The organism is Streptococcus sp. FSL E2-3494, from assembly GCF_038007085.1.
GTDB lineage: Bacteria > Bacillota > Bacilli > Lactobacillales > Streptococcaceae > Streptococcus > Streptococcus thermophilus.
Window position 1 is genome coordinate 1,353,059 of record NZ_JBBOWN010000001.1, and the last position, 25,579, is coordinate 1,378,637.

17 protein-coding genes and 4 pseudogenes are annotated in these 25,579 nt (G+C 37.5%); 9 read left to right on the plus strand and 12 right to left on the minus strand.

Annotated elements, in window-relative coordinates; translation table 11 throughout:
* Window positions 1-64: 64 nt before the first annotated feature.
* The 5 genes and pseudogenes from NST05_RS07015 to NST05_RS07035 all read right to left on the minus strand — a co-directional run bounded on the left by NST05_RS07015 (window position 65) and on the right by NST05_RS07035 (window position 4,140).
* Window positions 65-1,129, minus strand: a complete 1,065-nt coding sequence (locus NST05_RS07015) for a BMP family lipoprotein (protein ID WP_024704314.1) — start codon at window positions 1,127-1,129, stop codon at window positions 65-67.
* A 68-nt stretch (window positions 1,130-1,197) separates the two neighbouring features.
* The gene (locus tag NST05_RS07020) at window positions 1,198-1,596 is read right to left on the minus strand and encodes a cytidine deaminase (RefSeq protein WP_340742993.1); all 399 of its coding nucleotides are present in this window, start codon (window positions 1,594-1,596) and stop codon (window positions 1,198-1,200) included.
* Window positions 1,583-2,245, minus strand: a pseudogene (gene deoC / locus NST05_RS07025) (deoxyribose-phosphate aldolase). The gene NST05_RS07020 and the pseudogene deoC overlap by 14 nt, the downstream one beginning before the upstream one ends.
* A 32-nt stretch (window positions 2,246-2,277) precedes the next feature.
* Window positions 2,278-3,553, minus strand: a pseudogene (locus NST05_RS07030) (pyrimidine-nucleoside phosphorylase).
* Entirely contained in the window at window positions 3,550-4,140 is a 591-nt protein-coding gene (locus tag NST05_RS07035; RefSeq protein WP_014727541.1) for a class I SAM-dependent methyltransferase, read from the minus strand. The pseudogene NST05_RS07030 and the gene NST05_RS07035 overlap by 4 nt, the downstream one beginning before the upstream one ends.
* A gap of 322 nt (window positions 4,141-4,462) precedes the next feature.
* Between NST05_RS07035 and coaA the strand changes: the two genes are divergently transcribed.
* Together coaA and rpsT are read left to right on the plus strand one after the other, a co-directional pair.
* Window positions 4,463-5,383, plus strand: a complete 921-nt coding sequence (coaA, locus tag NST05_RS07040; RefSeq protein WP_023909573.1) for a type I pantothenate kinase — start codon at window positions 4,463-4,465, stop codon at window positions 5,381-5,383.
* Between the two features lie 68 nt (window positions 5,384-5,451).
* Window positions 5,452-5,688, plus strand: coding sequence for a 30S ribosomal protein S20 (gene rpsT, locus NST05_RS07045; protein WP_002947597.1), 237 nt, complete (start codon window positions 5,452-5,454; stop codon window positions 5,686-5,688).
* Between the two features lie 98 nt (window positions 5,689-5,786).
* Here the strand turns inward: rpsT and NST05_RS07050 are convergent.
* The 4 genes and pseudogenes from NST05_RS07050 to NST05_RS07065 form a co-directional block, all read right to left on the minus strand.
* Window positions 5,787-7,357 (minus strand): IS3-like element ISSth1b family transposase gene (locus NST05_RS07050; protein WP_106693466.1). Its coding sequence is split into 2 segments (ribosomal slippage): window positions 5,787-6,712 and window positions 6,712-7,357, totalling 1,572 coding nucleotides; the frame shifts between segments, so codons are not numbered across the junction.
* Window positions 7,358-7,457: 100 nt separating this feature from the next.
* Window positions 7,458-8,878, minus strand: a pseudogene (locus NST05_RS07055) (sensor histidine kinase).
* The gene (locus NST05_RS07060; RefSeq protein ID WP_084828742.1) at window positions 8,868-9,542 is read right to left on the minus strand and encodes a response regulator transcription factor; all 675 of its coding nucleotides are present in this window, start codon (window positions 9,540-9,542) and stop codon (window positions 8,868-8,870) included. Before NST05_RS07060 ends, NST05_RS07055 begins: the two are co-directional and overlap by 11 nt.
* A 185-nt stretch (window positions 9,543-9,727) precedes the next feature.
* Window positions 9,728-11,398, minus strand: coding sequence for a formate--tetrahydrofolate ligase (locus NST05_RS07065; protein WP_024704082.1), 1,671 nt, complete (start codon window positions 11,396-11,398; stop codon window positions 9,728-9,730).
* Between the two features lie 193 nt (window positions 11,399-11,591).
* On the opposite strand from NST05_RS07065, the gene NST05_RS07070 reads away from it, so the two are divergent.
* The 4 genes from NST05_RS07070 to NST05_RS07085 all read left to right on the plus strand — a co-directional run bounded on the left by NST05_RS07070 (window position 11,592) and on the right by NST05_RS07085 (window position 15,214).
* Window positions 11,592-12,275, plus strand: coding sequence for a phosphopantothenate--cysteine ligase (locus NST05_RS07070; RefSeq protein WP_084828741.1), 684 nt, complete (start codon window positions 11,592-11,594; stop codon window positions 12,273-12,275).
* Window positions 12,268-12,813 (plus strand): phosphopantothenoylcysteine decarboxylase, encoded by a 546-nt coding sequence (gene coaC / locus NST05_RS07075; protein WP_002950459.1) that lies wholly within the window; start codon window positions 12,268-12,270, stop codon window positions 12,811-12,813. The genes NST05_RS07070 and coaC overlap by 8 nt, the downstream gene beginning before the upstream one ends.
* 27 nt (window positions 12,814-12,840) lie before the next feature.
* A complete protein-coding gene (locus NST05_RS07080) occupies window positions 12,841-13,413 on the plus strand; it encodes an ECF transporter S component (RefSeq protein WP_002948204.1) in 573 nt (190 codons plus the stop codon).
* 82 nt (window positions 13,414-13,495) lie between these two features.
* Window positions 13,496-15,214: a phospho-sugar mutase gene (locus tag NST05_RS07085; protein ID WP_100262422.1), complete on the plus strand. Its 1,719-nt coding sequence runs from the start codon at window positions 13,496-13,498 to the stop codon at window positions 15,212-15,214.
* 139 nt (window positions 15,215-15,353) lie between these two features.
* Here the strand turns inward: NST05_RS07085 and metF are convergent, their stop codons facing one another.
* The 3 genes from metF to NST05_RS07100 all read right to left on the minus strand — a co-directional run bounded on the left by metF (window position 15,354) and on the right by NST05_RS07100 (window position 19,331).
* Window positions 15,354-16,229, minus strand: coding sequence for a methylenetetrahydrofolate reductase [NAD(P)H] (metF, locus tag NST05_RS07090; protein WP_084829212.1), 876 nt, complete (start codon window positions 16,227-16,229; stop codon window positions 15,354-15,356).
* Window positions 16,230-16,417: 188 nt separating this feature from the next.
* Entirely contained in the window at window positions 16,418-18,667 is a 2,250-nt protein-coding gene (gene metE, locus NST05_RS07095) for a 5-methyltetrahydropteroyltriglutamate--homocysteine S-methyltransferase (RefSeq protein ID WP_084828739.1), read from the minus strand.
* A 328-nt stretch (window positions 18,668-18,995) separates the two neighbouring features.
* Window positions 18,996-19,331, minus strand: a complete 336-nt coding sequence (locus NST05_RS07100) for a hypothetical protein (protein WP_002948199.1) — start codon at window positions 19,329-19,331, stop codon at window positions 18,996-18,998.
* A gap of 146 nt (window positions 19,332-19,477) precedes the next feature.
* Here NST05_RS07100 and pabB point away from each other — a divergent pair, with 146 nt between their 5' ends.
* The 3 genes and pseudogenes from pabB to NST05_RS07115 all read left to right on the plus strand — a co-directional run bounded on the left by pabB (window position 19,478) and on the right by NST05_RS07115 (window position 25,561).
* Window positions 19,478-21,196 (plus strand): aminodeoxychorismate synthase component I, encoded by a 1,719-nt coding sequence (gene pabB, locus NST05_RS07105; protein ID WP_340742955.1) that lies wholly within the window; start codon window positions 19,478-19,480, stop codon window positions 21,194-21,196.
* A 175-nt stretch (window positions 21,197-21,371) separates the two neighbouring features.
* Window positions 21,372-24,008 carry a calcium-translocating P-type ATPase, PMCA-type gene (locus tag NST05_RS07110; RefSeq protein WP_084828731.1) on the plus strand — a complete coding sequence of 879 codons (2,637 nt, stop codon included), beginning with the start codon at window positions 21,372-21,374 and terminating at the stop codon, window positions 24,006-24,008.
* A gap of 198 nt (window positions 24,009-24,206) precedes the next feature.
* Window positions 24,207-25,561, plus strand: a pseudogene (locus NST05_RS07115) (IS3 family transposase).
* Window positions 25,562-25,579: the final 18 nt, after the last annotated feature.

Here is a 25,579-nt window from a genome sequence, read left to right on the forward strand (position 1 = left end):
CTGCTTCCCTTTGCTGAGACAAAAATTGTCCCAGTTTAAGGTCTAAGTATGTGTACTTAACCTATTATTTGCTAAGACCATCAGTTGGTTTCAATTCACCATTCTTGATTTGATCTTTAGCTTTTACGACTGCATCCTTAATATCTGAAGGGAGACTAGATGTTACGATGTCAACACCACCATCTTTGATACCATAAGTCTTAGTTTTACCACCTTCAAATTCTTTGCCTTTGACTTGATCGTTAGCAATGTCTTTAACGACTGTACCAACCTGTTTAATTGTTGAAGTTAAAACGAAGTTAGATTTTTTCTTATCTGAAGACGTATAGTTTCCTTCTGCTGATTGGTCACGGTCAACACCGATTACCCAAACTTTTTTATTGCTATCAGCGCTAAGTTTTTCATTAACCTCTTTAGCGGCTGTGAAGACACCTGTACCAGTTCCGCCAGCAGCTTGATAGATAACATCTGCGCCTGAAGCATACATTGTTGAAGCAATAGTTGAACCTTTAGCAGCATCATTGAATGACTCAGCATATTGAACTTGAACATCAATATCAGGTTTTACAGATTTAGCTCCTGCAGTGAAACCAGCTTCGAAACGTGTAATTGTGTCTGATTTTTGACCACCGATGAAACCAACTTTCTTGTTTTGTGATTGCATTGCTGCGGCGATACCTGCAAGGTAAGCTCCTTCATTATCAGCAAACAATACGCTTTCAACGTTCTTTTGGTCTTTAATTACGTCATCGATGATAACGTAATTAATTTTCTCATTATCTTTAGCTGATTCTGAAATAGCATCGTGAAGTCTAAAACTAACACCAAAGATAAGATTATAATTTTGGTCTACAGCTGATGACAAGTTCGTTGCAAAATCAGATTCTGAGTTTGATTGGAAATATGTGTAACCTGAATCTTTTTCAAGTTTGTTAGCTTTACCCCAAGCTTGAAGACCTTCCCATGCTGATTGGTTAAATGATTTATCATCAACACCAGCACTATCTGTAATAATTGCAGCTCTAACTTTCGAATCAGCTGCTGATCCACCTCGTCCACCACGAGCACAGGCCACAAGACCAACTACTGCTACAGCAACAAGACCAATTCCAATAATTCTCTTGTTCAATTTCATCTTGAACACTCCTCCTATAAACTTGCAAGAAACCCTGCTTAATAAAGAATATAACAACTAGACTATTGTAAGTCTGTAAAAGAGTATGGTAACAACTCTCCGACTGTCATCACGACTGTCGATTTATCTTCAGCGATAAGAATCACTTTAGAATCCTGTTTAAAAAATTCGGCCATTACTTGACGGCAGGCACCACAAGGTGAGATGGGTTGCTCAGTGTCACCGTAGACGACTATCATTTCAAAATCTCGATGACCTTCTGAAACTGCTTTAAATATAGCAGTACGTTCTGCGCAATTAGTTAAACCAAAAGATGCATTCTCAATGTTGCAACCTTTATATATCTGACCGTCGTTTGTCAGAAGAGCTGCACCTACGCGGAAATGTGAGTAAGGAACGTAGGCGTTGCCAGCAACTTCCTCAGCTTCCTCAATAATTTGTGATATCTCAGTATCCACCATCGACACTCTCACCTTCCATTATCGCAACACCCGCAGATGTTCCAATCCGATTAGCCCCTGCTTTAATAAAAGCTTGCGCATCTTTATAGGAACGTGTTCCTCCAGCTGCTTTAACCCCCATATTTGGTCCTACTACTTCTCGCATGAGTTCAACATCTTCTATAGTTGCCCCACCAGTTGAGAAACCAGTAGAGGTTTTTACGAAGTCTGCTCCTGCAAGTTTGGTAAGTTGACAGGCTTGAACTTTTTCATCGTAACTAAGCAGGCAAGTCTCAATAATGACTTTGACTAGCTTATCTCCACTGGCGTCCACTACTGCTTTAATATCCGATTCAACAAGTTCATTCTGTCCAGATTTTAGAGCACCGATATTGATTACCATATCGACTTCATCTACACCATTGAAATTGCATCTCGTGTTTCAAACGCTTTAACAGACGATGTTGTTGCTCCTAGTGGGAATCCAATTACTGTACAAACCTTAATGGAACTATCTTTTAGCAAATCAGCAGCAGTCTTTACCCAAGTTGGATTAACACAAACACTTGCAAATTCATATTTTTTTGCTTCTGCAATCAACTTTTCAATCTGTTCAAGCGGTCGCATCTGGCTTTAGTAAAGTGTGGTCAATATATGTATTAACTGTCATAAATATACTCCTTAAACAAGCTCTCTCATTTATTAAGAAATAATTTTTAAAATTTCTTTTGGCTTCTTACATTCATTGCTGATTTGTAATATAAGCTTTAAATTCATCAATTAGCTCTTCGATTAGGGCTTGGTCACTATAAATATTAGCAACAGTTTCACTTACTTTGACAGAATCGTCCACTTTTTTCTCAAAAACAATCCCTGTTTCATAATTAAGAGTGTCAGCTTTAGTAGTACGACCAGCCCCTAATTTCATAGCATATTTACCAAATGCTAAAGCTGGTAGTTCAGAAATATAACTCTCTTCATCAGCCAAAACTTCTGTGACATAAGCTGCTGCACTCTTACGATAAAGGTCATCCAAGTCTCCACCTTGAGCTTCAATAAGTTCTTCAAATTTAGATAGAGCTACACCCTCCACTAAATGTTGACGAATTTTATCTGAACTCGATTCAACTCCTGTCAAATTTAAAATAATCTCTGCTAATTCACAAATGAACTCTGTAATGTCTGCACGGCCCTTACCTTGCATGATTTCAATAGCTTCAAAAATTTCAAGACAGTTACCAATAGCTCTACCAAGTGGTTGACTCATATCTGTAATCACTGCAATTGTTTCTCGACCCATTTCACGGCCTAAGGAAACCATTGTTTCAGAAAGGTGCTCAGCCTCTTCCAAACTCTTCATAAAAGCACCTTGACCTACCGTAACGTCTAAAAGGATCTTATCTCCTGCAGCAATCTTCTTAGACATAACAGAACCTGCAATCAAAGGAATTGAATCTACTGTAGCAGTCACGTCTCTAAGTGCATAAAGAAGTTTGTCCGCTTTACCAAGATGTTCTGACTGTTCAATAAGAGAAATTACCAATTTCTTTAACTTGTTGAATAAATTCTTCTTTGGTACGTTCGACTTGATATCCTTTTATAGATTCAAGTTTATCAATCGTACCTCCAGTATGGGCTAATCCACGTCCGCTCATTTTAGCTACAGGCACACCAAAACTTACAACTAATGGCATTAAAATGATTGTTACTTTATCTTCAACACCACCAGTTGAATGTTTATAAACTTTAACGCCTTCAATACTAGATAAATCATATTGATCACCTGAAGAAACCATCTCTGTCGTTAAATCATGAATTTCACGAATACTCATCCCTTTGTAATAGATTGCCATCGCCAGAGCTGAAACCTGATAATCTGGAATGTCACCAGATACATACCCTCGAATGAGATAAGCTATTTCTTCAGTGGTCAATTTACCACCATCACGTTTTTTTCAATTAAATCAACTGTTCTCATAACTTTTCGCTTCTAAGTATGTAATACCCCTTATCTTTTCTTATAATTTCCGAATTTCCAAAGACATCTTCCATCTTCGCTTTAGCAGAAGGTGCTCCTTGTTTCTTCTGGATAACAATTGTTAAACTTCCACCTTGATTAAGGTGATCAAATGCCCCTTCGATAATTTCATGAACTACCTTTTTCCCTGCACGTATTGGTGGATTGGATATTATATAATCAAACTTTTCTGAGACATTTTCATAGATGTTTGATTGAAAAATGTGAGCGACTACTCCGTTACGTTCAGCATTTTTTTTAGCTAAATCTATAGCCCTACTATTTATATCAATCATCGTTGATTGGACGCCTTGAACCTTTGCTAGACTAATTCCTAATGGACCATAGCCACAACCAACGTCAAGTAGGTTTTTTCCTCTTTCTAAATCTAAAGCATTGAGCAAGACCTGACTACCATAATCCACCATTTTTTTTGAAAACACACCTGCATCAGTATAAAAATGGAAACCTTGACCTAAGAGTGATACATTAAGATCGTGAATATCGTGAGCCGCATCTGGCGTCTCTGCATAATACATTTTAGACATATTTTTCCTTCTTTGTGTTCTTATCAAGTCATAGAAAATGATAAGGCTCATATCATATTAAGTATAACAGAAAAAAAAAGATAATGCTATAGAGAATGCTATATAAATGAGAAGGAATACATTAAGAAAACACCTTGATATTTCAAGTATCTCTCAAGTATCTTTTGAAATAAGAATGCTTACAAAATTTGTGTAGCATAACAAAAAAATAATGTCAACAATTTTGTAAAGGTTTATATTCCTTTTGTTTTAAATCCATCATTTATTATTTAGTGTTTTGATAAGGCTTACATGAATTAGTAAATTCTGCTATAATTAAGCCATGTTAAACGAATTTATCAATTTTGAAACTATATCTCGGAGCGATTGGCAAAGATTCTATCAAGAAGATCAAGTATCATTAACCCCAGAAGAACTAGAATCCATTAGGAGTTTAAATGACAAGATTGACGTTCAGGAAGTGAGGGATATCTATCTTCCTTTAATCAATTTGATTCGTATTTATCATCGAGCTGCAGAGGACCTCACCTTTTCAAAAGGGATTTTTTTGCAAAAAGCACAGGCTAACAGACCTTTTATTATTGGTATCTCAGGTTCTGTTGCAGTCGGAAAATCAACAACTAGTCGCCTTCTGCAACTACTTCTTCAAAGAACCTTTCCTAAGGCGAAGGTTGATATGGTGACAACAGATGGTTTTTTATTCCCAAACCAGGTCCTCATAGATAAGGGAATACTTAATCGTAAAGGCTTCCCCGAATCCTACGACATGCCACTACTTCTCAATTTTCTAGATACCGTAAAAAATGGTGGGGATGTTAACATTCCTGTTTACTCACATGAGATTTATGATATTGTACCAGGACTTACTCAGAAAATTAGTCAACCAAATTTCCTAATTGTTGAAGGTATTAATGTTTTTCAGAATCCCATTAACCAACGTCTCTATATGAGTGACTATTTTGATTTTTCTATCTATATTGATGCTGACGTGAAAAATATCAAAACTTGGTATCTTGAACGTTTTCAAACTCTTCTTGAACTTGCTCGAAAAGATGAAAACAACTATTACCATCGTTTTACCAAATTTACAAAAGAAGAAGCTCTTTCCTTAGCGCAAAAAACTTGGACAGAAATCAACTTGGTAAATCTAGAAAATTATATCGAACCCACACGAAATCGTGCAGAGCTTATTCTTCATAAAGGTGATAGTCATAAAATCGACCTCATTCATTTAAAAAAATAGAAAAAGCTTGCCAAGGGTTCTAAAATAACGTATAATGACATAGTTAGATAAATTTGGAGGTGAAAACATTGGCAAATATTAAATCAGCTATCAAACGCGCTGAACTTAACGTTAAACAAAACGAAAAAAACTCAGCTCAAAAATCAGCTTTGCGTACTGTTATTAAGGCATTCAAGGCTAACCCAACTGAAGAAGCTTTCCGAGCTGCATCAGCAAGCATCGATAAAGCCGCTTCAAAAGGTTTGATTCATAAAAACAAAGCAAGCCGAGATAAATCACGTCTTGCAGCTAAATTGGCTAACTAATCGAAAACTCCAGTAGGAGTTTTTTCTTGTCAAAATATCATAAAAATCCTGCTAACAATAGGGGCTCTTTGTCAAGTGGACAATGAAATAATAAAATATTAGGCGACGGCCTTGTTCCTCATTTCAAGAGGGGCAAGGCCGTTATTGCGCTCTTGAAAACGTTGATGATTGTAAAAATAGATGTAGGCATCAATATCTGAAACTAGCTCCTCAAAAGTCTTATACTTCTTCAAATCATAGCACTCCGTCTTAAAGTGCCCAAAGAAACTCTCAATTGGTGCATTGTCAATACACTTACCAACACGAGACATGGAGCGGGTCATCTGATACTGGGTAGTTAAACGGTAATAATCTTTCGAAGTATACTGCGAACCTCGGTCGCTGTGAATTAATGGTGTCGCATTAGGATTAGCTTTTTGTGCTTTACGAAGTGTTTCCAATACCAATTCGTTATCATTAAATTGACCAACTACATAGGCGACAATTGAGCCGTCGTAAAGATCCTTAATAGCACTCAAATAGGCTTTACAGCTGAAACCGTACTTCAAGAAAGTCACATCTGTACACCATTTCTGATTTGGAGCAGTGGCTGTAAAATTACGATTGAGAATGTTGTCCTCTACATTGACAAAGCTAGTTTTAGTACAATAGCCCTTGGCTCTTCTGATAATGGAACGTAGACCTAGAATGTGCATCAAGCGTCGAATCCGCTTCTTGTTGTAGTTTGTTTCAAGCTTGCGATTGACAAATAGCGTCATACGACGATAACCAAGAATACCATTATGCTGGCTATGAAGTTTCTTGATGATATCCATCAAGCCTAAATTTTCCTGTTCAGAAGTTGTTTCTTGATGTTGTAACCACTTGTAATAGCCTGAGCGAGATACCTTTAGAATATGGCACAAGTGGCTGATAGAAACCTCTTCATACTCATCCGCATATTCTTTAATCGCTTGGAAGGTTTCCAAGTGCCGACCAAGTCTTACCGTCGGTTTCGTCGTTTGATTTCTTCTAACTTTTTTAGCAGGCCGTTCTCCATTTCAAGATACTTAATCCGCTCTTCCTGTTGCTTGATTTTGAGGCGTAACTCTTCTTCTGGAGTAAGGTTTGGTTTACTTGTAAGACCTTTTCCACGACGATCTAGGAGACCGTTAGAACCGTCCTTCTCGAACTTTCTGACCCAAGAATAGATCTGCTGGTAGGAAATACCATACTTCTCAACAGCCCCTTGGTAATCTTTCTCGTGGGCAAGGGTAAAATTGACAATCTCAATTCGTTCTTCAAATGTTGTCTTGCGTCCTTGCTTCATGCGTCTCATTCCTTTACTAGTAGCTTTCAGTTCTTTACCACTAGTATAACTTTTTATCCATGATCTGAGAACATAAGGGTCAGAAATTCCATATTTTTTGGTCAGATCTTTGAGACTTCCCAAGCCATTAAGATAGTCGGAAACAGCTTGTTCCTTTAGTTCCTTACTATACTTCTTCCATTGACGGCTTTCCTCTAGCCCATCAACACCAGCTTCTTTGTACTTCCGAACCCAGTTCGATAGGGTGTCTTTAGAGATACCTTGGTTTCTAGTTAACCAACTAAGTGATTTACCTTCTTCCAAGTGAAGCAGAACAATTTCTAGTTTCTCAGATACAGATTTTGGACTTCTTTTGGACATAATAAGACTCCCCTTATAGTTTCTAGTGAAAATTTTTATTTTTTCACTGTCCACTATAAGGGGAGTATATCATGGTGATAGTGGGATTTTTAGTTGTTCATTAGACTCCGGTAATTTTAACTTCAAAAATAGTCCCCTTCGGCTGATTGTCCTTGACAATTATTGTTCCTTTAAGTGCAAGAACAATCTGTTGTGCCAAAGATAAGCCCAACCCAAAACCACCTTTTTGTCTAGTTCTAGCTTTGTCTACTCGGTAGAAACGATCAAAGATTTTTTTCTTATCTTCATCTGCAATACCAGGGCCATTGTCTGCCACTGTAATATAAAGATGACGATCATTAGTACGAACGGTGAGGGTCACCTGGCCATCATCTTCTGTATATTTGATAGCATTATCAAATAAAATTGTCATAAGCTGCTTCAATAGAGTCTTATCAGTTTTGATTGAGCGCCCAACCTGATTTTGAGCAGTAAACCCCTTTTCACTTTCTTCAGCAATCGTAGCATAATTGGTAAAGACTTTATCAAAGAAAGAAGAGTCTAGGATTTCAATTTCTGGTTTAATACCATCATCACGACGAGTCAAATTCAAGAGATTGGTCGTCAAAAGACGCATATTTCGGACTTCATCTAGACTATAAGCAATGTTCTCTGAATTGTCTAAAATTGTAGACTCTGGCTTGCGGAAAAGAGACTCTAGGCGGTTTTGAATCACAGCAAGTGGCGTACGCAACTCGTGGCTAGCATTCTCAACAAATGTCTTCTGCTTCTCAAGACTTTCCTGTATAGCCCGCATTAACCATTTTGCCAAATACAAACTAACCGCGATAGATAGTAGCCAAAAAAACTCATCATAATGAGAATTAGTTTTACATAACGTTCAGAGGCTTCTTCTAATTGCGTCGTATTGATTGCAATAACAACGTACTTAGCATCAGGATAGAAACTATTATCTACTTTTTCAGTAACCAAGCGATAATTTTCCGTTTGATCAAAATAGTTCTGAGCACTTCCCTTACTAATAACATCAATAGTATTTTGATCTATTGGTAAATTAGATAAGCTAGAAAATTTGTCGACAACGTTTAGGAGCTTTCCATTCTTATCAAGAACTAACACACTAGTATTAGCTGCTACAGTCAAATCATGAGGAGCATCCTCGATTTTTGATTTGGTCTTTTTAGATTTTGTCTTATAAACACTCGAATTAGGTATTTTGTCTAGCGATATGCTTTGCTATCATACTCCTGATAGATAGTTGCCGTATTATTTTGATCTACATCAGAAGTCAGAAAAAAATTCGCGTTTTAGCATTTCCATTTCCAAATAAGAATTGGTCTTAGTTACTGCTGCTTTCAGACTAGAGTCAACATTGGAATAAACTCCATAACTGAGAATCTGCAATATCATAACAGTCATGATAAGGAAAATACCAGAAAAAGTTGCAAAGAAATGGATGAAGAACTTAAAGCCGTCTGACTTGATTCTCCTGAAAAGATAATTGAAAAATTCAGTCAGCATTCTTCAAAATATACCCCACACTTCTTAAGGTTTGTAGGTTGGTAGCAAAATCAGTCCCCTTAAGTTTCTTACGAATTTTCGAAACATAAACTTCAACAACAGAGACATTGGTATCACTATCAAATCCCCAAAGACGATCAAAGATTTGCGACTTGGGCAAAATAACGTTTTGATTTTGTAGGAAGTAGACTAATAAATCAAATTCTTTACCAAGAAGTTCTACTTCTTCATCACCCACATAAGTTGAATTTGTAGAAAGGTTGACACAAACATCTCCAAAAGAAAAAGTATTTTGATCAAATTTACCAGAACGTTTCAAAAGTGCCTGAATACGCATCTTCAATTCTTCTAAATAGAAAGGCTTGGTTAGATAATCATCAGCTCCGAGTTCGAAGCCATGCCCCTTATCGTCTAGACTTTCCTTAGCAGTCATGATAAGAACAGGAGTCGTTATTCCTTGTTCACGCAATTCTTTAAGAACTGTAAAACCATCTTTTTCAGGTAACATTAAGTCCAAAAGAATCAAATCATAAACACCACTTTCAGCTTCGTAAAGACCTTCATCTCCATCAAATACTTGCATCACATCCGCAAAGTCATCTAAAAAATCAAAAACTGAGTTCGACAAACTCAAATCATCTTCTACTAGTAAAATTTTAATCATAGTTATCCCTCTTGCTAGGTGTAAAACCTAGTCATATATCTCTCTAAATCATCCTATTATATCGAAAATACATCTAATCTTCTAGTGCATTAATTTCTTTTATTTAGACTCAGTTTACCTTATTTTCCTTAAGAATGGAGCAAAAAACAGCACCTATAGGCACTGCTTTAAAGAAATATTCGTTATTAGAACAAACCAACTGCTGTTCCATCTTCAGTAACATCCATCTTGAGGGCCGCTGGGGCTTTTGGAAGACCTGGCATGGTCATAACATCACCTGTGAGAGCCACGATGAATCCAGCACCTGTTTTAGGAACAAACTCACGAATAGTGATATCAAAACCTTCTGGTGCTCCAAGCAAGAATTGGTTATCTGAGAAACTATATTGTGTTTTAGCCATACATACTGGCAATTTATCCCAACCAAATTCTGCAAACTGTTTGAGTTGATTTTTAGCTTTTTTCTCGAAGACAACTGATTTACCACCATAGATTTCAGTAACAATCTTAGTAATCTTTTCTTCCAAGCTATCATCATCCGAATAGAGACGTTTGTAATCAGCATTGCCATTTTCAACAGCATCCACTACTGTATTAGCAAGGTCAATACCACCATCAGCACCATTAGCCCAAACGCTAGCCAATTCAACAGGAACCTTGATTTCTGAACAAAGTTCTTTAAGAGCTGCGATTTCAGCTTCTGTGTCAGCAACAAATTCGTTAATGGCAACAACCGCTGGAATACCAAATTTACGTATATTTTCTACATGACGTTTTAAGTTTGAAAAGCCATCGCGAACGGCTTGAACATTTTCCTCAGAAAGGTCAGTTTTAGCGACACCACCATGCATCTTAAGAGCACGAAGTGTAGCAACAATAACGACAGCATCTGGAGTTGTTGGTAGGTTTGGAGTTTTAATATCAAGGAATTTTTCAGCACCAAGGTCTGCACCGAAACCTGCTTCAGTGACCGTGTAGTCTGCCAAGCGAAGTGCTGTAGATGTAGCTAGAACTGAGTTACATCCGTGAGCGATGTTGGCAAATGGACCACCATGTACCAAGGCTGGTGTACCATAAATTGTCTGTACCAAGTTAGGTTTGATGGCATCTTTTAGAATAAGTGTAAGCGCACCTTCGATTTCAAGATCACGTACATAAACAGGTGTACGGTCATAACGGTAAGCAACGACAATGTTAGCTAAGCGTTCTTTAAGGTCGTTGATGTCAGTAGCCAAGCAAAGAATTGCCATGATTTCAGAGGCTACGGTAATATCAAAACCATCTTCACGGGGGATACCATTGAGTGGGCCACCAAGACCAACTGTCACATGACGAAGAGCACGGTCATTAAGGTCAACGACACGTTTCCAAATAATACGACGTTGATCAATACCTAGGGCGTTTCCTTGATGAATATGATTGTCAAGAAGGGCTGACAAGGCATTATTCGCTGTAGTAATAGCGTGCATATCACCTGTGAAGTGAAGATTGATATCCTCCATTGGAAGAACTTGAGCGTAACCACCACCTGCAGCACCACCTTTAATCCCCATAACAGGACCAAGAGATGGTTCACGAAGGGCAATCATTGTTTTCTTACCAATTTTGTTAAGAGCGTCTGCAAGACCAATTGACATGGTTGATTTACCTTCACCTGCTGGTGTTGGATTGATGGCTGTTACCAAAATCAATTTTCCTGGTTTGTCGTCTTTGACTTCATTGATTTTATCAAACGACAATTTTGCCTTATATTTTCCGTAGAGTTCCAAATCGTCAAAGCCGATTCCAACTTTTTCAACTACTTCTGTGATTGGTTTTAATTCTACACTTTGAGCAATTTCAATATCTGTTTTCATGAGATACTCCTCTATATATTTCTATGTACTATTATAACAAAGATTAATAAAAAACGCACTATTTTTTAGAAATTGTTTTCAAATGTTCGGTTTTTATTTAGCTATAAAAAGTTATAACTTTATTTTATAGGGGTACGTCTCAAAAACACTTACTATTATTTACTAAAATCTAAATTTTTAGTACAATACTACTATGAAAATTTTGATTACATCAGGTGGTACCACTGAAAAGATTGATGATGTCCGTGGAATCACAAATCATTCAACAGGTTATCTGGGTAAGGAAATCGCTGAACTTTTCTTGGCTAAGGGTCACCAAGTTACCTTAGTAACTGTAAAGACTGCCGTTAAACCTGAACCAAAAGAAAATCTAAAGATTACAGAAATTACCAACGTAGACAGTCTCCTAAAAAGTATGGAGCCACTTGTCAAGGAGCACGATGTCCTCATCCATAGTATGGCTATCTCTGACTATACTCCAATTTATATGACGGATTTCGCTGAGTTGGAAGATACGGAAAACCCCAGCCAACTCTTACATAAGTCTAACACTGAGAGCAAGATATCTTCGGCTTCGGATTATCAGGTTCTTTTCCTTAAAAAGACACCAAAGATTATTAGCCTGGTTAAACAATGGAATCCCAATATTCAGTTGGTTGGCTTCAAACTTCTCGCAAATGTCAGCAAAGAGGATCTTTTCAAGGCTGCTCGTGCTAGTCTTAAACGCAATCAAGCAAACATTATTGTGGCAAATGATTTGGGTGAGATTACTCCAAATCAACATATTGCTTATCTAGTTGACGAAAAGGGTGAAGAGATGGTTACAACTAAGTCTGCAATTGCTCAAGCCTTATATGAAAGGATATGCTATGACTAAACGTATCATACTTGCTGTTTCTGGCTCAATTTCCGCCTATAAGTCAGCAGATCTGACAAGCAAACTAAAGAAAAAGGGATATGATATCCACGTCATTATGACTGAGTCTGCTCAATCCTTTATTACGCCTCTAACTCTTCAAGCTCTTTCTAAGAATCCAGTTCACTCCGATGTTATGGAAGAAAAATTGGCTGAACGTATTAATCATATTGACTTAGCTAAGAAAACTGATCTCTTTATTGTTGCCCCAGCTTCAGCAAATACGATTGCCAAATTAGCACACGGCATGGCTGATAACATGCTAACTGCGACGGCTTTAGCTTTGCCAAGCACCACTCCAAAACTAATTGCACCAGCAATGAATACGAAAATGTATGAAAATCCATTGACTAAGAAGAACTTAAAGACCTTGCAAGAAGTTGGCTACCAAGAAATTCTTCCAAAATCTGGTTTACTTGCATGCGGAGATACAGGTCGTGGCGCTCTAGCTGATATTTCTGTCATTATTGAGTCAATAGATAATGCTCTAACAAAATAGTCTTGTTGACAAGAAAAGAAGTTTATGATGAATAAAAAAAATAAAGCAAACCAAACGGCACAATTGGCTCTATTAATAGCCACAATGGTCGTTATTGAGGTACTCAGTCAAACTATCTTTGCTGCTTTTGCACTTCCAATCAAACCAACCCTAACTCATATCCCAGTCATTATTGCTAGTATCGTCTATGGTCCTAAAATTGGTGCATATTTAGGCGGTTTTATGGGGATTATGAGTATTGTTCGTAACACTATCGTCTATACAGTAGGCAGTTATCTCTTCAGTCCTTTTGTGGAAGGAGGAACTTGGGCATCTGCTGTCATTGCAATTGTTCCTCGTATTTTAATCGGTATTTTTCCTTACTTTATCTACAAGTTACTTCAAAATCGCCTAGGCTTGACGCTGTCTGGTGTTTTAGGTGCTTTTACAAATACATTTTTCGTGCTTCTAGGTATCTACTTCCTAATCCCTAATTTCTACTCAGCAGGTGGAAAAACTCTAATGGCAACTATTTTCACTATAAACTCTGTTGCTGAAATGGTTATTGCTGGCCTATTAACGCTTAGTATCACACCTATGCTACTTCGATTGAAAAAATAAAGAAAAAACATGGTAATTAGCATGATTTTTTTCCTTTAGTTGTGATATAATGTAAGCGTTTAAAAATATAAAGGAGATTGATATGTCTTACACTGAAAATTATCAAAAATGGCTCGATTTTGCTGAATTGCCTGCTTATCTTCGTGATGAGTTGGTTTCTATGGATAAAAAAACTAAAGAAGATGCCTTCTATACTAATCTTGAATTCGGTACAGCTGGTATGCGTGGTTTAATCGGCGCTGGTACCAACCGTATTAACATTTATGTTGTTCGTCAAGCAACCGAAGGTTTGGCGCAATTGATCGACTCAAAAGGTGAGGAAGCTAAAAAACGTGGTGTTGCTATCGCTTATGACAGCCGTCGTTTCTCTCCTGAGTTTGCTTTTGAATCTGCGCAAGTTTTAGCAGCTCATGGTATTAAATCTTATGTGTTCGAGAGCCTTCGTCCAACTCCTGAATTATCATTCGCAGTACGTCATCTCCACACATTTGCTGGTATCATGATAACTGCTAGCCACAATCCAGCTCCATTTAACGGATACAAAGTTTATGGTGAAGACGGTGGACAAATGCCACCCGCTGATGCCGATGCATTGACAGATTACATCCGTGCTATTGATAATCCTTTCACTGTCAAATTAGCTGACCTCGAAGACAGCAAGGCTAGCGGTCTCATCGAAATCATCGGTGAAAATGTTGATGCTGAATACCTAAAAGAAGTTAAAGACGTTAACATCAACCAGGACTTGATTAATGAGTATGGTCGTGACATGAAGATTGTATATACTCCACTTCATGGTACTGGTGAAATGTTGGCTCGCCGTGCCCTTGCTCAAGCTGGGTTTGATGCTGTTCAAGTCGTTGAAGCTCAAGCGGTTCCTCATGATGACTTCTCAACTGTTAAATCTCCTAACCCAGAAAACCAAGATGCCTTTGCTCTTGCTGAAGAACTCGGTCGTAATGTAGATGCCGACGTATTGGTTGCAACTGACCCTGACGCGGACCGTCTTGGCGTTGAAATCCGCCAACCAGATGGTTCATACCTCAACCTTTCTGGTAACCAAATTGGTGCTATCATCGCCAAATATATCCTTGAAGCTCACAAAACAGCTGGTACTCTCCCTGCTAATGCTGCCCTTTGTAAATCAATCGTATCAACTGAATTAGTTACTAAGATCGCAGAAAGCTACGGCGCAACAATGTTTAATGTCTTGACTGGCTTCAAATTTATCGGTGAAAAGATTCATGAATTTGAAACACAACACAATTACACTTACATGTTTGGTTTTGAAGAAAGCTTCGGTTACCTCATCAAACCATTTGTACGCGATAAAGACGCTATCCAAGCCGTTCTTATCATTGCAGAAATTGCTGCTTACTACCGTTCACGTGGTATGACATTGGCAGATGGTATCGAGGAAATCTACAAACAATATGGTTACTTCTCAGAAAAGACAATTTCAGTTACGCTTTCAGGTGTTGATGGTGCTGCAGAAATCAAGAAAATCATGGACAAATTCCGTCGCAATGCTCCTAAACAATTCAACAACACTGATATTGCTAAAACAGAAGACTTCTTGGAACAAACAGCTACTACTGCTGACGGCGTAGAAAAATTGACAACTCCTCCAAGTAACGTTTTGAAATACATCTTGGCTGATGATTCATGGTTTGCCGTTCGTCCTTCAGGTACAGAACCAAAAATCAAATTTTACATTGCAACAGTTGGAGAAACTGAAGCAGATGCTAAAGAAAAAATTGCTAACATCGAAGCAGAAATCAATGCTTTTGTAGGTGAATAGTACTTTTGACTTAGAGCTAAGCTCTAGGTCTTTTTTGATACATGATAATAATGCCCCACATAAGTAATTACAATCTTTCGCTGCTACACCAAGAAACCACCTATAGATTAAATATATAGGTGGTTTTTCTATTATTCAATTACAGTGCGCCGACTTGTGAATGATGCTTAAACAAGGAGTGAGTAGCTTCGTAAATATGACGTGCAGTCTCTGCATTATTCATCGTATAAAGGTGAACTCCAGCAACGTCTTGTGTAACCAAATCCACGATTTGGTCAACAGCATAAGCTAGACCGGCAGCTCTCAGAGATTCAGGATCATGCTCATACTTATCCAAAATAGCACGGAATTTACGTGGCAAATGGATATTTTCACACGTCTTAAGTAAACGTAGGGCTTGGTTACGATTCAAAATAGGCATAATACCAGCATGGATAGGCACATCAATGCCAGCAAGAGTACATTTATCTTGGAAATCGTAGAAGCGTTCATTATCAAAGAAGAGTTGGGTTACAAGACTTGAACAACCTGCATCTACTTTCTTCTTAAGATTTTGAATATCAGAGATTTGATTTGGTGAATCAGGATGACCTTCAGGATAACAAGCACCAATGATATCAAAGTTAGGAGCTTCTGCCTTGATAAACTCAATCAAATCAGTTGCATATCTGAAGTCTTTTAAAGGTTCGACCCCAGGAATGATGTCACCACGAAGTGCCAGGATACGATTTACTCCAACAGCATCTAATTCTCGCAAAGTATCAGCTACCTTTTCTTTGCTCAAATAGATTGCTGGAAGGTGAGCAATAGTAGGAATAGCCAGGTCATTTTGAATATGGTCTGCCAAAGGAACCGTTGTCTCTTTGATATTATATTTGTTATTACTAGCTGTTACACTGATAAAATGGGGTGCCGATCCTTTCATGTCATCAAGGGCAAGCAAGATTTTCTCATTGCCTACGGCTGGATTAGGTGGAAAGACTTCAAAAGAGAGGGATGGTGTTTGGCTTGTCATAAGTTTTACCTTCTTCGTTTTAGATTTTTGTTGAGACAAAAGCATTTTTATTAGTGTCAAGTAAACTCGTAGGAATTATTGATCACATTTTGCATCTAGCTTGATTACAAAAATCTTTAGAAAATTATTCACTATTGAAAACCTTCTACATATAGGAAAGAAGCTTTTCAAGGTATTATAACTTCTACTTACAAGTTTTTGCGAGCCGCTTTTGCTGCTTCTACAAGCTTGATTAAGCTTTCTTTAGTTTCTTTAATACCACGAGTCTTCAAACCACAGTCAGGGTTGATCCATACTTTACTACTTGGAATTTTAGCCAAGATCGCTTCGATAGTGTGGTCAATTTCACCGTCTTGTGGGACACGAGGTGAGTGGATATCATAAACTCCAGGTCCAACTTCTGTTTGGAAGTTTTGTGCTTTAAGTTCATCCAAAATTTCAAGGTTTGAACGACTAGCTTCAAAAGAGATAACATCTGCATCCAAGTTGTCGATAGCTGGAATGATATCTGTAAATTCTGAGTAACACATGTGTGTGTGGATTTGTGTGTCTGGTGCTACTGTTGAGTGTACCAAACGGAAGGCTGGAATAGCCCAGTCAAGGTAGTCTTCGTACCAGTCACTACGACGGAGTGGCAATTTTTCACGAAGAGCAGCCTCATCGATTTGGATAATCTTAATGCCTGCAGCTTCGAGGTCAAGCACTTCTTCCTTGATAGCAAGAGCGATTTGAAGAGTTGAATCTTTAATAGAGATATCTTCACGTGGGAATGACCAATTGAGGATTGTAACTGGACCAGTCAACATACCTTTAACAGGCTTGTCAGTACGGCTTTGTGCGTAGCTAGACCATTTTACAGTGATTGGATTAAGACGAGTGACATCACCCCAGATGATTGGTGGTTTCACCCCACGCATACCATATGATTGCACCCAACCATTTTTAGAGAAGAGGTACCCAGACAAGTTTTGACCGAAGTACTCAACCATGTCATTACGTTCAAACTCACCATGTACAAGGACGTCAAAGCCAACTTCTTCTTGCCATTTAATCCATTCATCTATAATTTCAGCAAGAAAGGCATCATATTCTTCCTGAGACAATTCATTCTTACGGAAAGCCAAACGTTTGGCACGAACTTCCTTAGTTTGAGGGAATGAACCGATAGTTGTTGTCGGAAGCAATGGAAGTTTGAAGGCATCCTTTTGAATGGCTTCACGTTCTGCGAAAGCCGGTAAACGTGTGTAATCTGCTTCTGTCAAACCTGCAATACGAGCACGAAGTTCAGCATTTGCACCAACACGTTCAATAGCAAAGAGCTCTTTGTTAGCAGCAAGTGATTCAGCACCTTGACCATTACGGATAGCATCCAAATCACGAAGTTCATCTAATTTTTCAACGGCAAAAGCAAAGTGGTTCAAGATTGCTGGTTCAAATTCTTCATTAGCAGTCGTAAATGGCACATGAAGAAGTGAGCATGAGCTTGTCAATACGATTTTTTCAGCTGGAATTTGTTCAAGAACAGCCAAGCTCTTTTCGTAGTTGTTGCGCCAGATGTTTTTACCATTGACAATACCTGCATAGAGAGTCTTGTCAGCTGGGAATCCACCTTTGACAAGTTCAAGCGTCTTCTTACCTTCGACAAAGTCAAGACCGATAGCATCTACTGGCAAGTTTACAAGATCATTGTATACATCACGAACATCACCAAAGTAAGTTTGAATCAAGACCTCAAGGCCTTTCTTGTCAGCCAAGATTTTATTGTACAGATTCAAGAAGAGTGCTTTTTCGTCAGCAGTCAAATCTTTAACAAGTGCTGGTTCATCAAGTTGGATACGAGTAGCACCAAGTTCAGCCAATTTTGCAAAGACATCTTGGTAGGCAGCAATAAAGCTATCGACGAAGTCTTCTGCTTTCACACCATCTTCGAAATCAGACAATTGAAGGAAAGTGAATGGTCCAACCACAACTGGGCGAGTATCCAGACCCAAGTCTTTGGCTTCTTGGTACTCATCAAAAATCTTGTGACCAGCCAATTTTACTGCTGTTGTTTTTTCAAATTTTGGAACGATGTAATGGTAGTTGGTGTTGAACCATTTCTTCATTGGAAGAGCACGCACATCCCCCTTTTCACCTTGGTAACCACGTGCCAAAGCAAAGTATTGTTCCAATTCAGTCAAATCCAAGTTTTTCACAGACTCAGGAACTACGTTGAAAAGGAAGGCCGCATCAAGGAAGTTATCGTAATGAGAAAAGTCATTTGAAGGAATTTCAGTAATACCTTTTTCTTTAACAATATTCCAGTGTTTTGCACGCAAATCTTTAGCAGCCGCTAAAAGTTCGTCTGCAGTAATTTCATTTCTAAAATATTTTTCTGTAGTAAATTTTAATTCTCGGAATTCACCCAAACGTGGGAAACCAATGATAGTAGTTGACATCTTGTGTCCTCCTCTTTGTTGTTGATTTAATCTTACCAAAGAAATAAATATCTGTATAATTGTTATCAGTTTTCAATATATATAGTTTTAAACTATATCCTATAAAATAAAGGATTTCTGGTCTCGTTGTCTTATTTTTAATTAGATATTTGTATAGCTAATAACTATATAGGGAGATGATAAGGTCATTTTTATCAAAAAAAACCTCTAGACTTTTGTCTAGAGATATATCTTACTTTTTCTTCTTTAATATTTAGTAATCAACTCATCTATGTTCACTATTGCGTAGTAAAGTCATAAAATAAGGCGTTTTAATCAAAACTAAATCTTAAACTCGTTCTTGAAGCCAAGAAGACGTATAGGACATGTTCTCACTGTTATAGCTATTCCATATAAAATAGCCCAAAATCACCAAGACCACTAGGAAACATATTCCCAATACTGCTAACCAAATGATTTGCTTCTTTAAACTATCATACTCACTCATATAGCCATTATGAAGTTTTATAAGCTCGTCTCTCTTTTTATTGCTTGACTCTTTTGCAATGGCAATCTCAAGCTCGTACATTTGATGTTTCCAAGAATTCCGCTTGGAAGTCACTTTTTTCAATTTTTTATTTGAAAGACTACTGTTCCCTTTCTCAAATTTATTTTTTTTAGTCATATTTCCCTCTAAAATTTTCTTTTAGTTCATATCATTATAACATATGTAAAACTATCTGAAAAGTTCATTTTTCGTTAAAATTTTAAGAAAGAAAATTAAATCATGAAAAAGAACCAGAGGCTATCTTCTTATGTTATACTCTATGTATGCATGAGAAAACCGTTATTGATTTTAAAGAACTTGGCGTCAGACAAATCTTCACTCACGCCACAAAAGAGATAAAAACCAAAGACATTAAGGAAGTTAAATCACTTATAAATCAAATAGAAGCCTATCAAGAAAAAGGCTATTTTGCTGTAGGCTATGTAGCCTATGAAGCTTCTCAGGCCTTTGAACCTAAATTTCAAATTTTTGATAGCCCATTAATGTCAGAGTATCTTCTCTATTTTACTATTCACGACACTGTTCAAACAGAGTCTATCCCTCTTGCCTATGAGCCTGTTCCCTTACCAGAATCTTGGCAAGAACTAACTTCTGCAGAGGAATACAAGGCTGCTATTGAGCATATACACCACCATATTCGTCAAGGAAACACCTACCAGGTCAATTTTACCGTCCAACTTCAACAGAACATAACAGCTGATCCATTTTCCATCTACAACCGATTGGTTGTTGAGCAAAATGCACATTACAATGCCTTTATTCAACATGATGATGTCTCCATCATTTCCATAAGTCCTGAACTCTTCTTTAAAAAAGATGGTGATATATTGACCACACGTCCTATGAAAGGGACAACAAATCGTGGCTTGACAACTGAAACTGACCTTAAACAAGCACAATGGCTTGCTCATGATCAGAAAAATCGCTCTGAAAATATGATGATTGTAGATCTTCTTAGAAATGACATGAATCGTATTTCAAAAATAGGGAGTGAAAATGTAAAAAGACTTTGCCAGGTTGAACAATACTCTACTGTTTGGCAATTGACTTCAACTATTGAGACGCAACTCCTACCAAACAGTCGTTTGGATGATATCTTCCAAGCCCTTTTTCCTTGTGGATCTATTACAGGAGCACCAAAAATAGCTACTATGGCAATTATTAAAAACGTCGAAAAACAAGCTCGAGGCGTCTATTGTGGAGCCATTGGTATCTTGCTACCTAATGGACCAACTATTTTCAACGTAGCCATCCGAACACTTCAAATACAGGGAAACAAGGCTATATATGGAGTAGGAGGTGGAATCACCTGGGACAGCAAATGGGAAGCTGAATATGAAGAAACAAAGCAAAAATCAGCTATTCTATACCGTCAAAATCCTAGATTTGATCTTATCTCAACTGGACGGATTCATCAAGGTAAACTACTCCATCTTAAAGAACATCTCAATCGTCTACAAGAGTCCAGTCGCTACTTTGCTTATCCTTTCAATAAAGAAGAAGTTCAAAATCAAGTCGAAGATTTGTGTCAGTCCCTTGATTTTGACACAGACTACCGTCTTAAATTCTCCCTTGCAAAAGATGGTAAACTTACTTTTGAACATGCCCATTTAACAGAATTAGACGATGATTTTTGTCAAGCAAGATTACTTAAGCAAACACATCCTTTGAATAACCCCTATACCTACTTTAAAACAAGTTATCGACCACACATTAGTCTAGGACCTCATGAGCAAATCTACTATAATCAAAAGAAAGAACTTTTAGAAACTTCTATCGGTAACCTCGTTCTTAAAATCAAGGACCAACTCTACACTCCACCTGTTCACCTCGGTCTTTTAAACGGTATTTACAGACAAAGCCTCATTGCTAATAATCAGGTCACAGAGAAAGTTTTGACTCTGGAAGATTTAAAACAGGCTCAAGCCATCTATGGCTGTAATGCTGTGAGAGGGTTGTATGAATTGAGGGTAGATTTCTAAAATATGGATTTAAAATTGTGAAATTTCATTTTCTAGAAATCAATCACTACTTCTCTTGATAAAAAATCACAATTTAATAGTAAAATAAAGTATAATACTTACTGACAGTTATTAAAATTATTGCTTCTATTAGGTTTTAAATTTTTGAACATTCTAGAAAGGATAAATACGTTTAATGAAAAAATTTAAAGGCTTGACTTCTGCAGAAGTTCAAGCAAGTAAAAACGCTCATGGCGATAATAGGCTCTCTAGTAAAGAGGCTAACTCGCTGCTTTCAATTTTTATTGAAGCCTTCCAGGATCAATGGATTCTCATCCTCTTGGCTGCCTTAGGATTAAAAATCATCTTCAACTTTGTTGCAATGATTTTTCCTGCTATTGGGGAGGCTAATTGGTATGAGGCTATCTCACTAATTTTTGCCATTTTGATGTCTACAGGGTTCTCAGCAGTCTCTCAATACCGTAATGAGCAAAAATTCAATATTCTCCAAGAGGAGGCTTCAAAAACTAATGCTAAGGTTTATCGAGATGGTAAACTTAAAGAGATTCTCGTGGATGATATTGTAAAAGGGGATCAAATTCTCCTTCAATCAGGGGACAAGATTCCAGTTGACGGTATCATCTTGGAAGGTAAATTAAAAGTAAACCAAGCTGTCTTAAATGGTGAAAGCGAGGATGCCACAAAACTTCCTCTTGGTGACCGAGAAGAGCCAGATTCTTCAGACCTCTTTACAGAGTTTAAGGTCTTCCGTGGTACAGTCGTAACTTCAGATGAAGCTGTGATTGAAGCTACACAAATTGGTGATAACACCGTTTTAGGAAGTATCAATACGTCTCTTCAAGAAGATAGTAAAAATTCACCATCTAAAGAAAAACTTAACAAGCTTGCAAGAAACATCGGGGTCCTCGGTTATAGTGCAGGTGCTGCCTATTCAGTAATCAACCTTGTATTAGGCTTTATTTCCCTAAATAAAGCTAACAACCTCAATGGTGGCTCGATTTTCCTTCTTATCATTGAAACAATTCTCTTTGCGGTTACAATCATCATCATGGCTGTCCCAGAAGGACTTCCAATGATGTTAGCACTCGTTTCCTCAATGAACTCAGGTCGACTTTTAGCTCAAAATATTCTAGTCCGCCATCCTGATACTATTGAAACTGCTGGATACATGAATATTCTCTTCAGTGATAAGACTGGTACAATCACAGAAGGTAAACTATCTGTAGTTGACTTCTTCCTTGGGGATGGAACACTTTATGCAGCTACTGGTGAAACCGATGCTCCAGATTTTGATACGATGTCAGATAGTCTTAAAGCTGAAATGATTAATGGTATCGGTCTTAATAACGATGCCATGGTTGCTGATGGCAATGCTGTTGGTAGTAATGCTACTGACCGTGCACTTCTTGACTTCTTGATTGGACGTTCTCAACTTGATTTCGATACTAATACTATTACTGAGAAGCAACAATTCAACTCAGCAACAAAATTCGCAAGTGTAACGACTAACGATGGAAAAACCTACATCAAAGGTGCTCCAGAATTTATCCTAAATGACTGCTACTACTATCTTGATAAAGATGGTCATAAACAAAACTTTACAGATGATATTAAAGCTCGTTTTCAAGAGTTATCATTGGAACAAGCTAACCGTTCAATGCGTTTGCTTGCCATCCTCAATACAGATGGTAATGATAAAGTCTTGATTGGTATCGTATGTATCCGTGATAACGTTCGCTCTTCAATTAAACAAACCGTTGAGACAATGAACCGTGCGGGTGTTCAAGTAGTTATGGTAACCGGTGACCGTAAAGAAACCGCTGTTGCTATCGCTAAAGAAGCAGGTATCGTCACTGGAGAAAATGACCTTGTCCTTACTCACGATGAACTTTCTGCCCTCTCAGATCAAGAACTTAAACAACAATTGCCTCACTTAAAAGTGGTAAGTCGTGCCCTTCCAATGGATAAAAAACGTCTTATTGAGGCAGCTCAAGAACTCGATATGGTAGCTGGTATGACGGGTGATGGGGTCAATGACTCACCAGCCCTTAAATCAGCTGATGTTGGTTTCTCAATGGGTGACGGTACTGAAGTCGCACGTGAAGCCTCAGATATCGTTATCTTAAACAACTCATTGACTTCTATTGAGAAAGCTGTTCTCTATGGACGCACCATGAGTAAGTCAGTAAGTAAATTTATCATCTTCCAATTAACTGTTAACGTAACAACTATTGCCATGTCACTTCTCTCGCCACTTTTGGGTCTCAAAGAGCCGTTTACAATCATCCAAATTCTCTGGGTTAACCTTATCATGGACACACTTGCTGCCCTTGCCTTTGGTGAAGAGCCTGCGCTAGATCGTTATATGAACGAAAAACCAGTAGCTAAGAAAGCAAATATTCTTACTGGTTATATGAAATCCGCTATCGGAGTTGCAAGTGCCTTCATTACTCTTGTATGTTTAGCCATTCTTAAAAATGTTGGTGGTATCCAAGACTTTATCACAAATGGAACTGGTAACTTTGAAATGGTAACAACCTTTACATTTACAGTATTTATCTATGCTGTTATTTTCAACTCATTTAATACACGTAGTAATGGCTTCAATATTTTTGAACATATCGGTAAAAACAAGAAATTCTTAATCGTTATGATTTCTATTGCTGTTGTTCAAACCCTTATTATTCAATTTGGTGGAAAAGTATTTAGTACTGTTCCGATGGATATTCAACACTATATCATTGCTCTTCTTATTGCTGTATTGATTATACCAGCAGATTTCATTCGAAAAGCTCTAACTAAAAACAAATAAGATATGAGGTATTGCAAATCTTCAAAGTGATAAAAAGGACTAGGTTTTACTCCCAATCCTTTTTCTAAATTTCTAAAGGTAACCTATGAAAAAATAAGAGCAATATTATTCTATTATTGCTCTATAACAAAAAAGGCTTTAAATGAACTGCACCCCAAAAGTTAGACAGAAAAATCTAACTTTTGGGGTGTTTTTATTATGAAATTAACTTATGAAGATAAAGTTCAAATATATGAATTGAGAAATCAAGGAGAAAGCTTTAAACGACTTTCAAATCAATTTGGAGTGAACTTTTCTGGTCTAAAATATATGGTGAAATTAATTGACCATTATGGAATAAACATCATCAAAAAGGGAAAGAATCGTTATTATTCTCCTAAATTAAAGCGAGAAATGATTGATAAAGTGCTACTTGAAGGTCGTTCACAAAAAAAGTGTAAGTCTTGATTATTGTCTTTCAAGTGGTGGAATGTTGCCTAATTGGATAGCACAATACAAGAAAAATGGGTATACTCTTCTTGAGAAAAGAAGAGGGAGAGTACCTAAAATGGGGAGTAAGCCAAAGAAGAAACCTGAAGAGATGACAGAGCTAGAGCGACTTCAAGCATAAAATGAGTACCTGAGAGCGGAGAATGCTATTCTAAAAAAGTTGAGAGAACTCCGATTGAGGGACGAAAGGGAGCAAGAAGAAAAACAGAAATTGTTCAAGGATTAGTAACAGAGTCTCCTTTAGATATCCTTCTAAACATTATCAAACTTGCTTGTTCAACCTATTATTACCACTTAAAGCAACTGAATCAAGTAGATAAAAATCAATCTATCAAAGTGGAAATTCAAGCCATTTATGATGAACATGAGGGAAATTACGGATATCGTCGAATAACTCTTGAATTGAGGAATCGTGGTTTTGTAGTGAACCAGAAGAAGGTCCAAAGTCTGATGAAGCTCCTTGGTTTAAGTTCCCAAATTCGTCGTAAACGCAAGTATTCTTCATACCAAGGAGAAGTTGGCAAGAAAGCAGATAACCTTATTCAACGGCAGTTTGAAGCATCCAATCCAATGGAAAAGTGCTATACAGATGTGACAGAGTTTGCCATTCCAAATAGCACACATAAATTGTATTTATCGCCTGTTTTAGATGGTTTCAACAGCGAAATTATCGTATCGCTTATAATCTCTCAACTTCACCAAACTTAGAACAAGTGAAATCTATGTTAGACCAGTCCTTCACAGAGGAGCATTATGAAAATACAATTCTCCATAGCGACCAAGGTTGGCAATACCAACATCAGTATTATCATCAATTTTTAGAGGATAAAGGGATCCAACCGTCCATGTCACGTAAGGGAAATAGTCCAGACAATGGTATGATGGAGTCTTTCTTTGGCATTCTTAAGTCTGAGATGTTTTATGGTTACGAGAAGATGTTTCACTCACTTGAGCAATTGAAACAAGCTATTGTAGACTATATTGATTATTACAATAACAAACTAATCAAGGTAAAACTAAAAGGACTTATTTCTGTGCAATACAGAACTAAATCCTTTGGATAAATTAGTTGTCTAACTTTT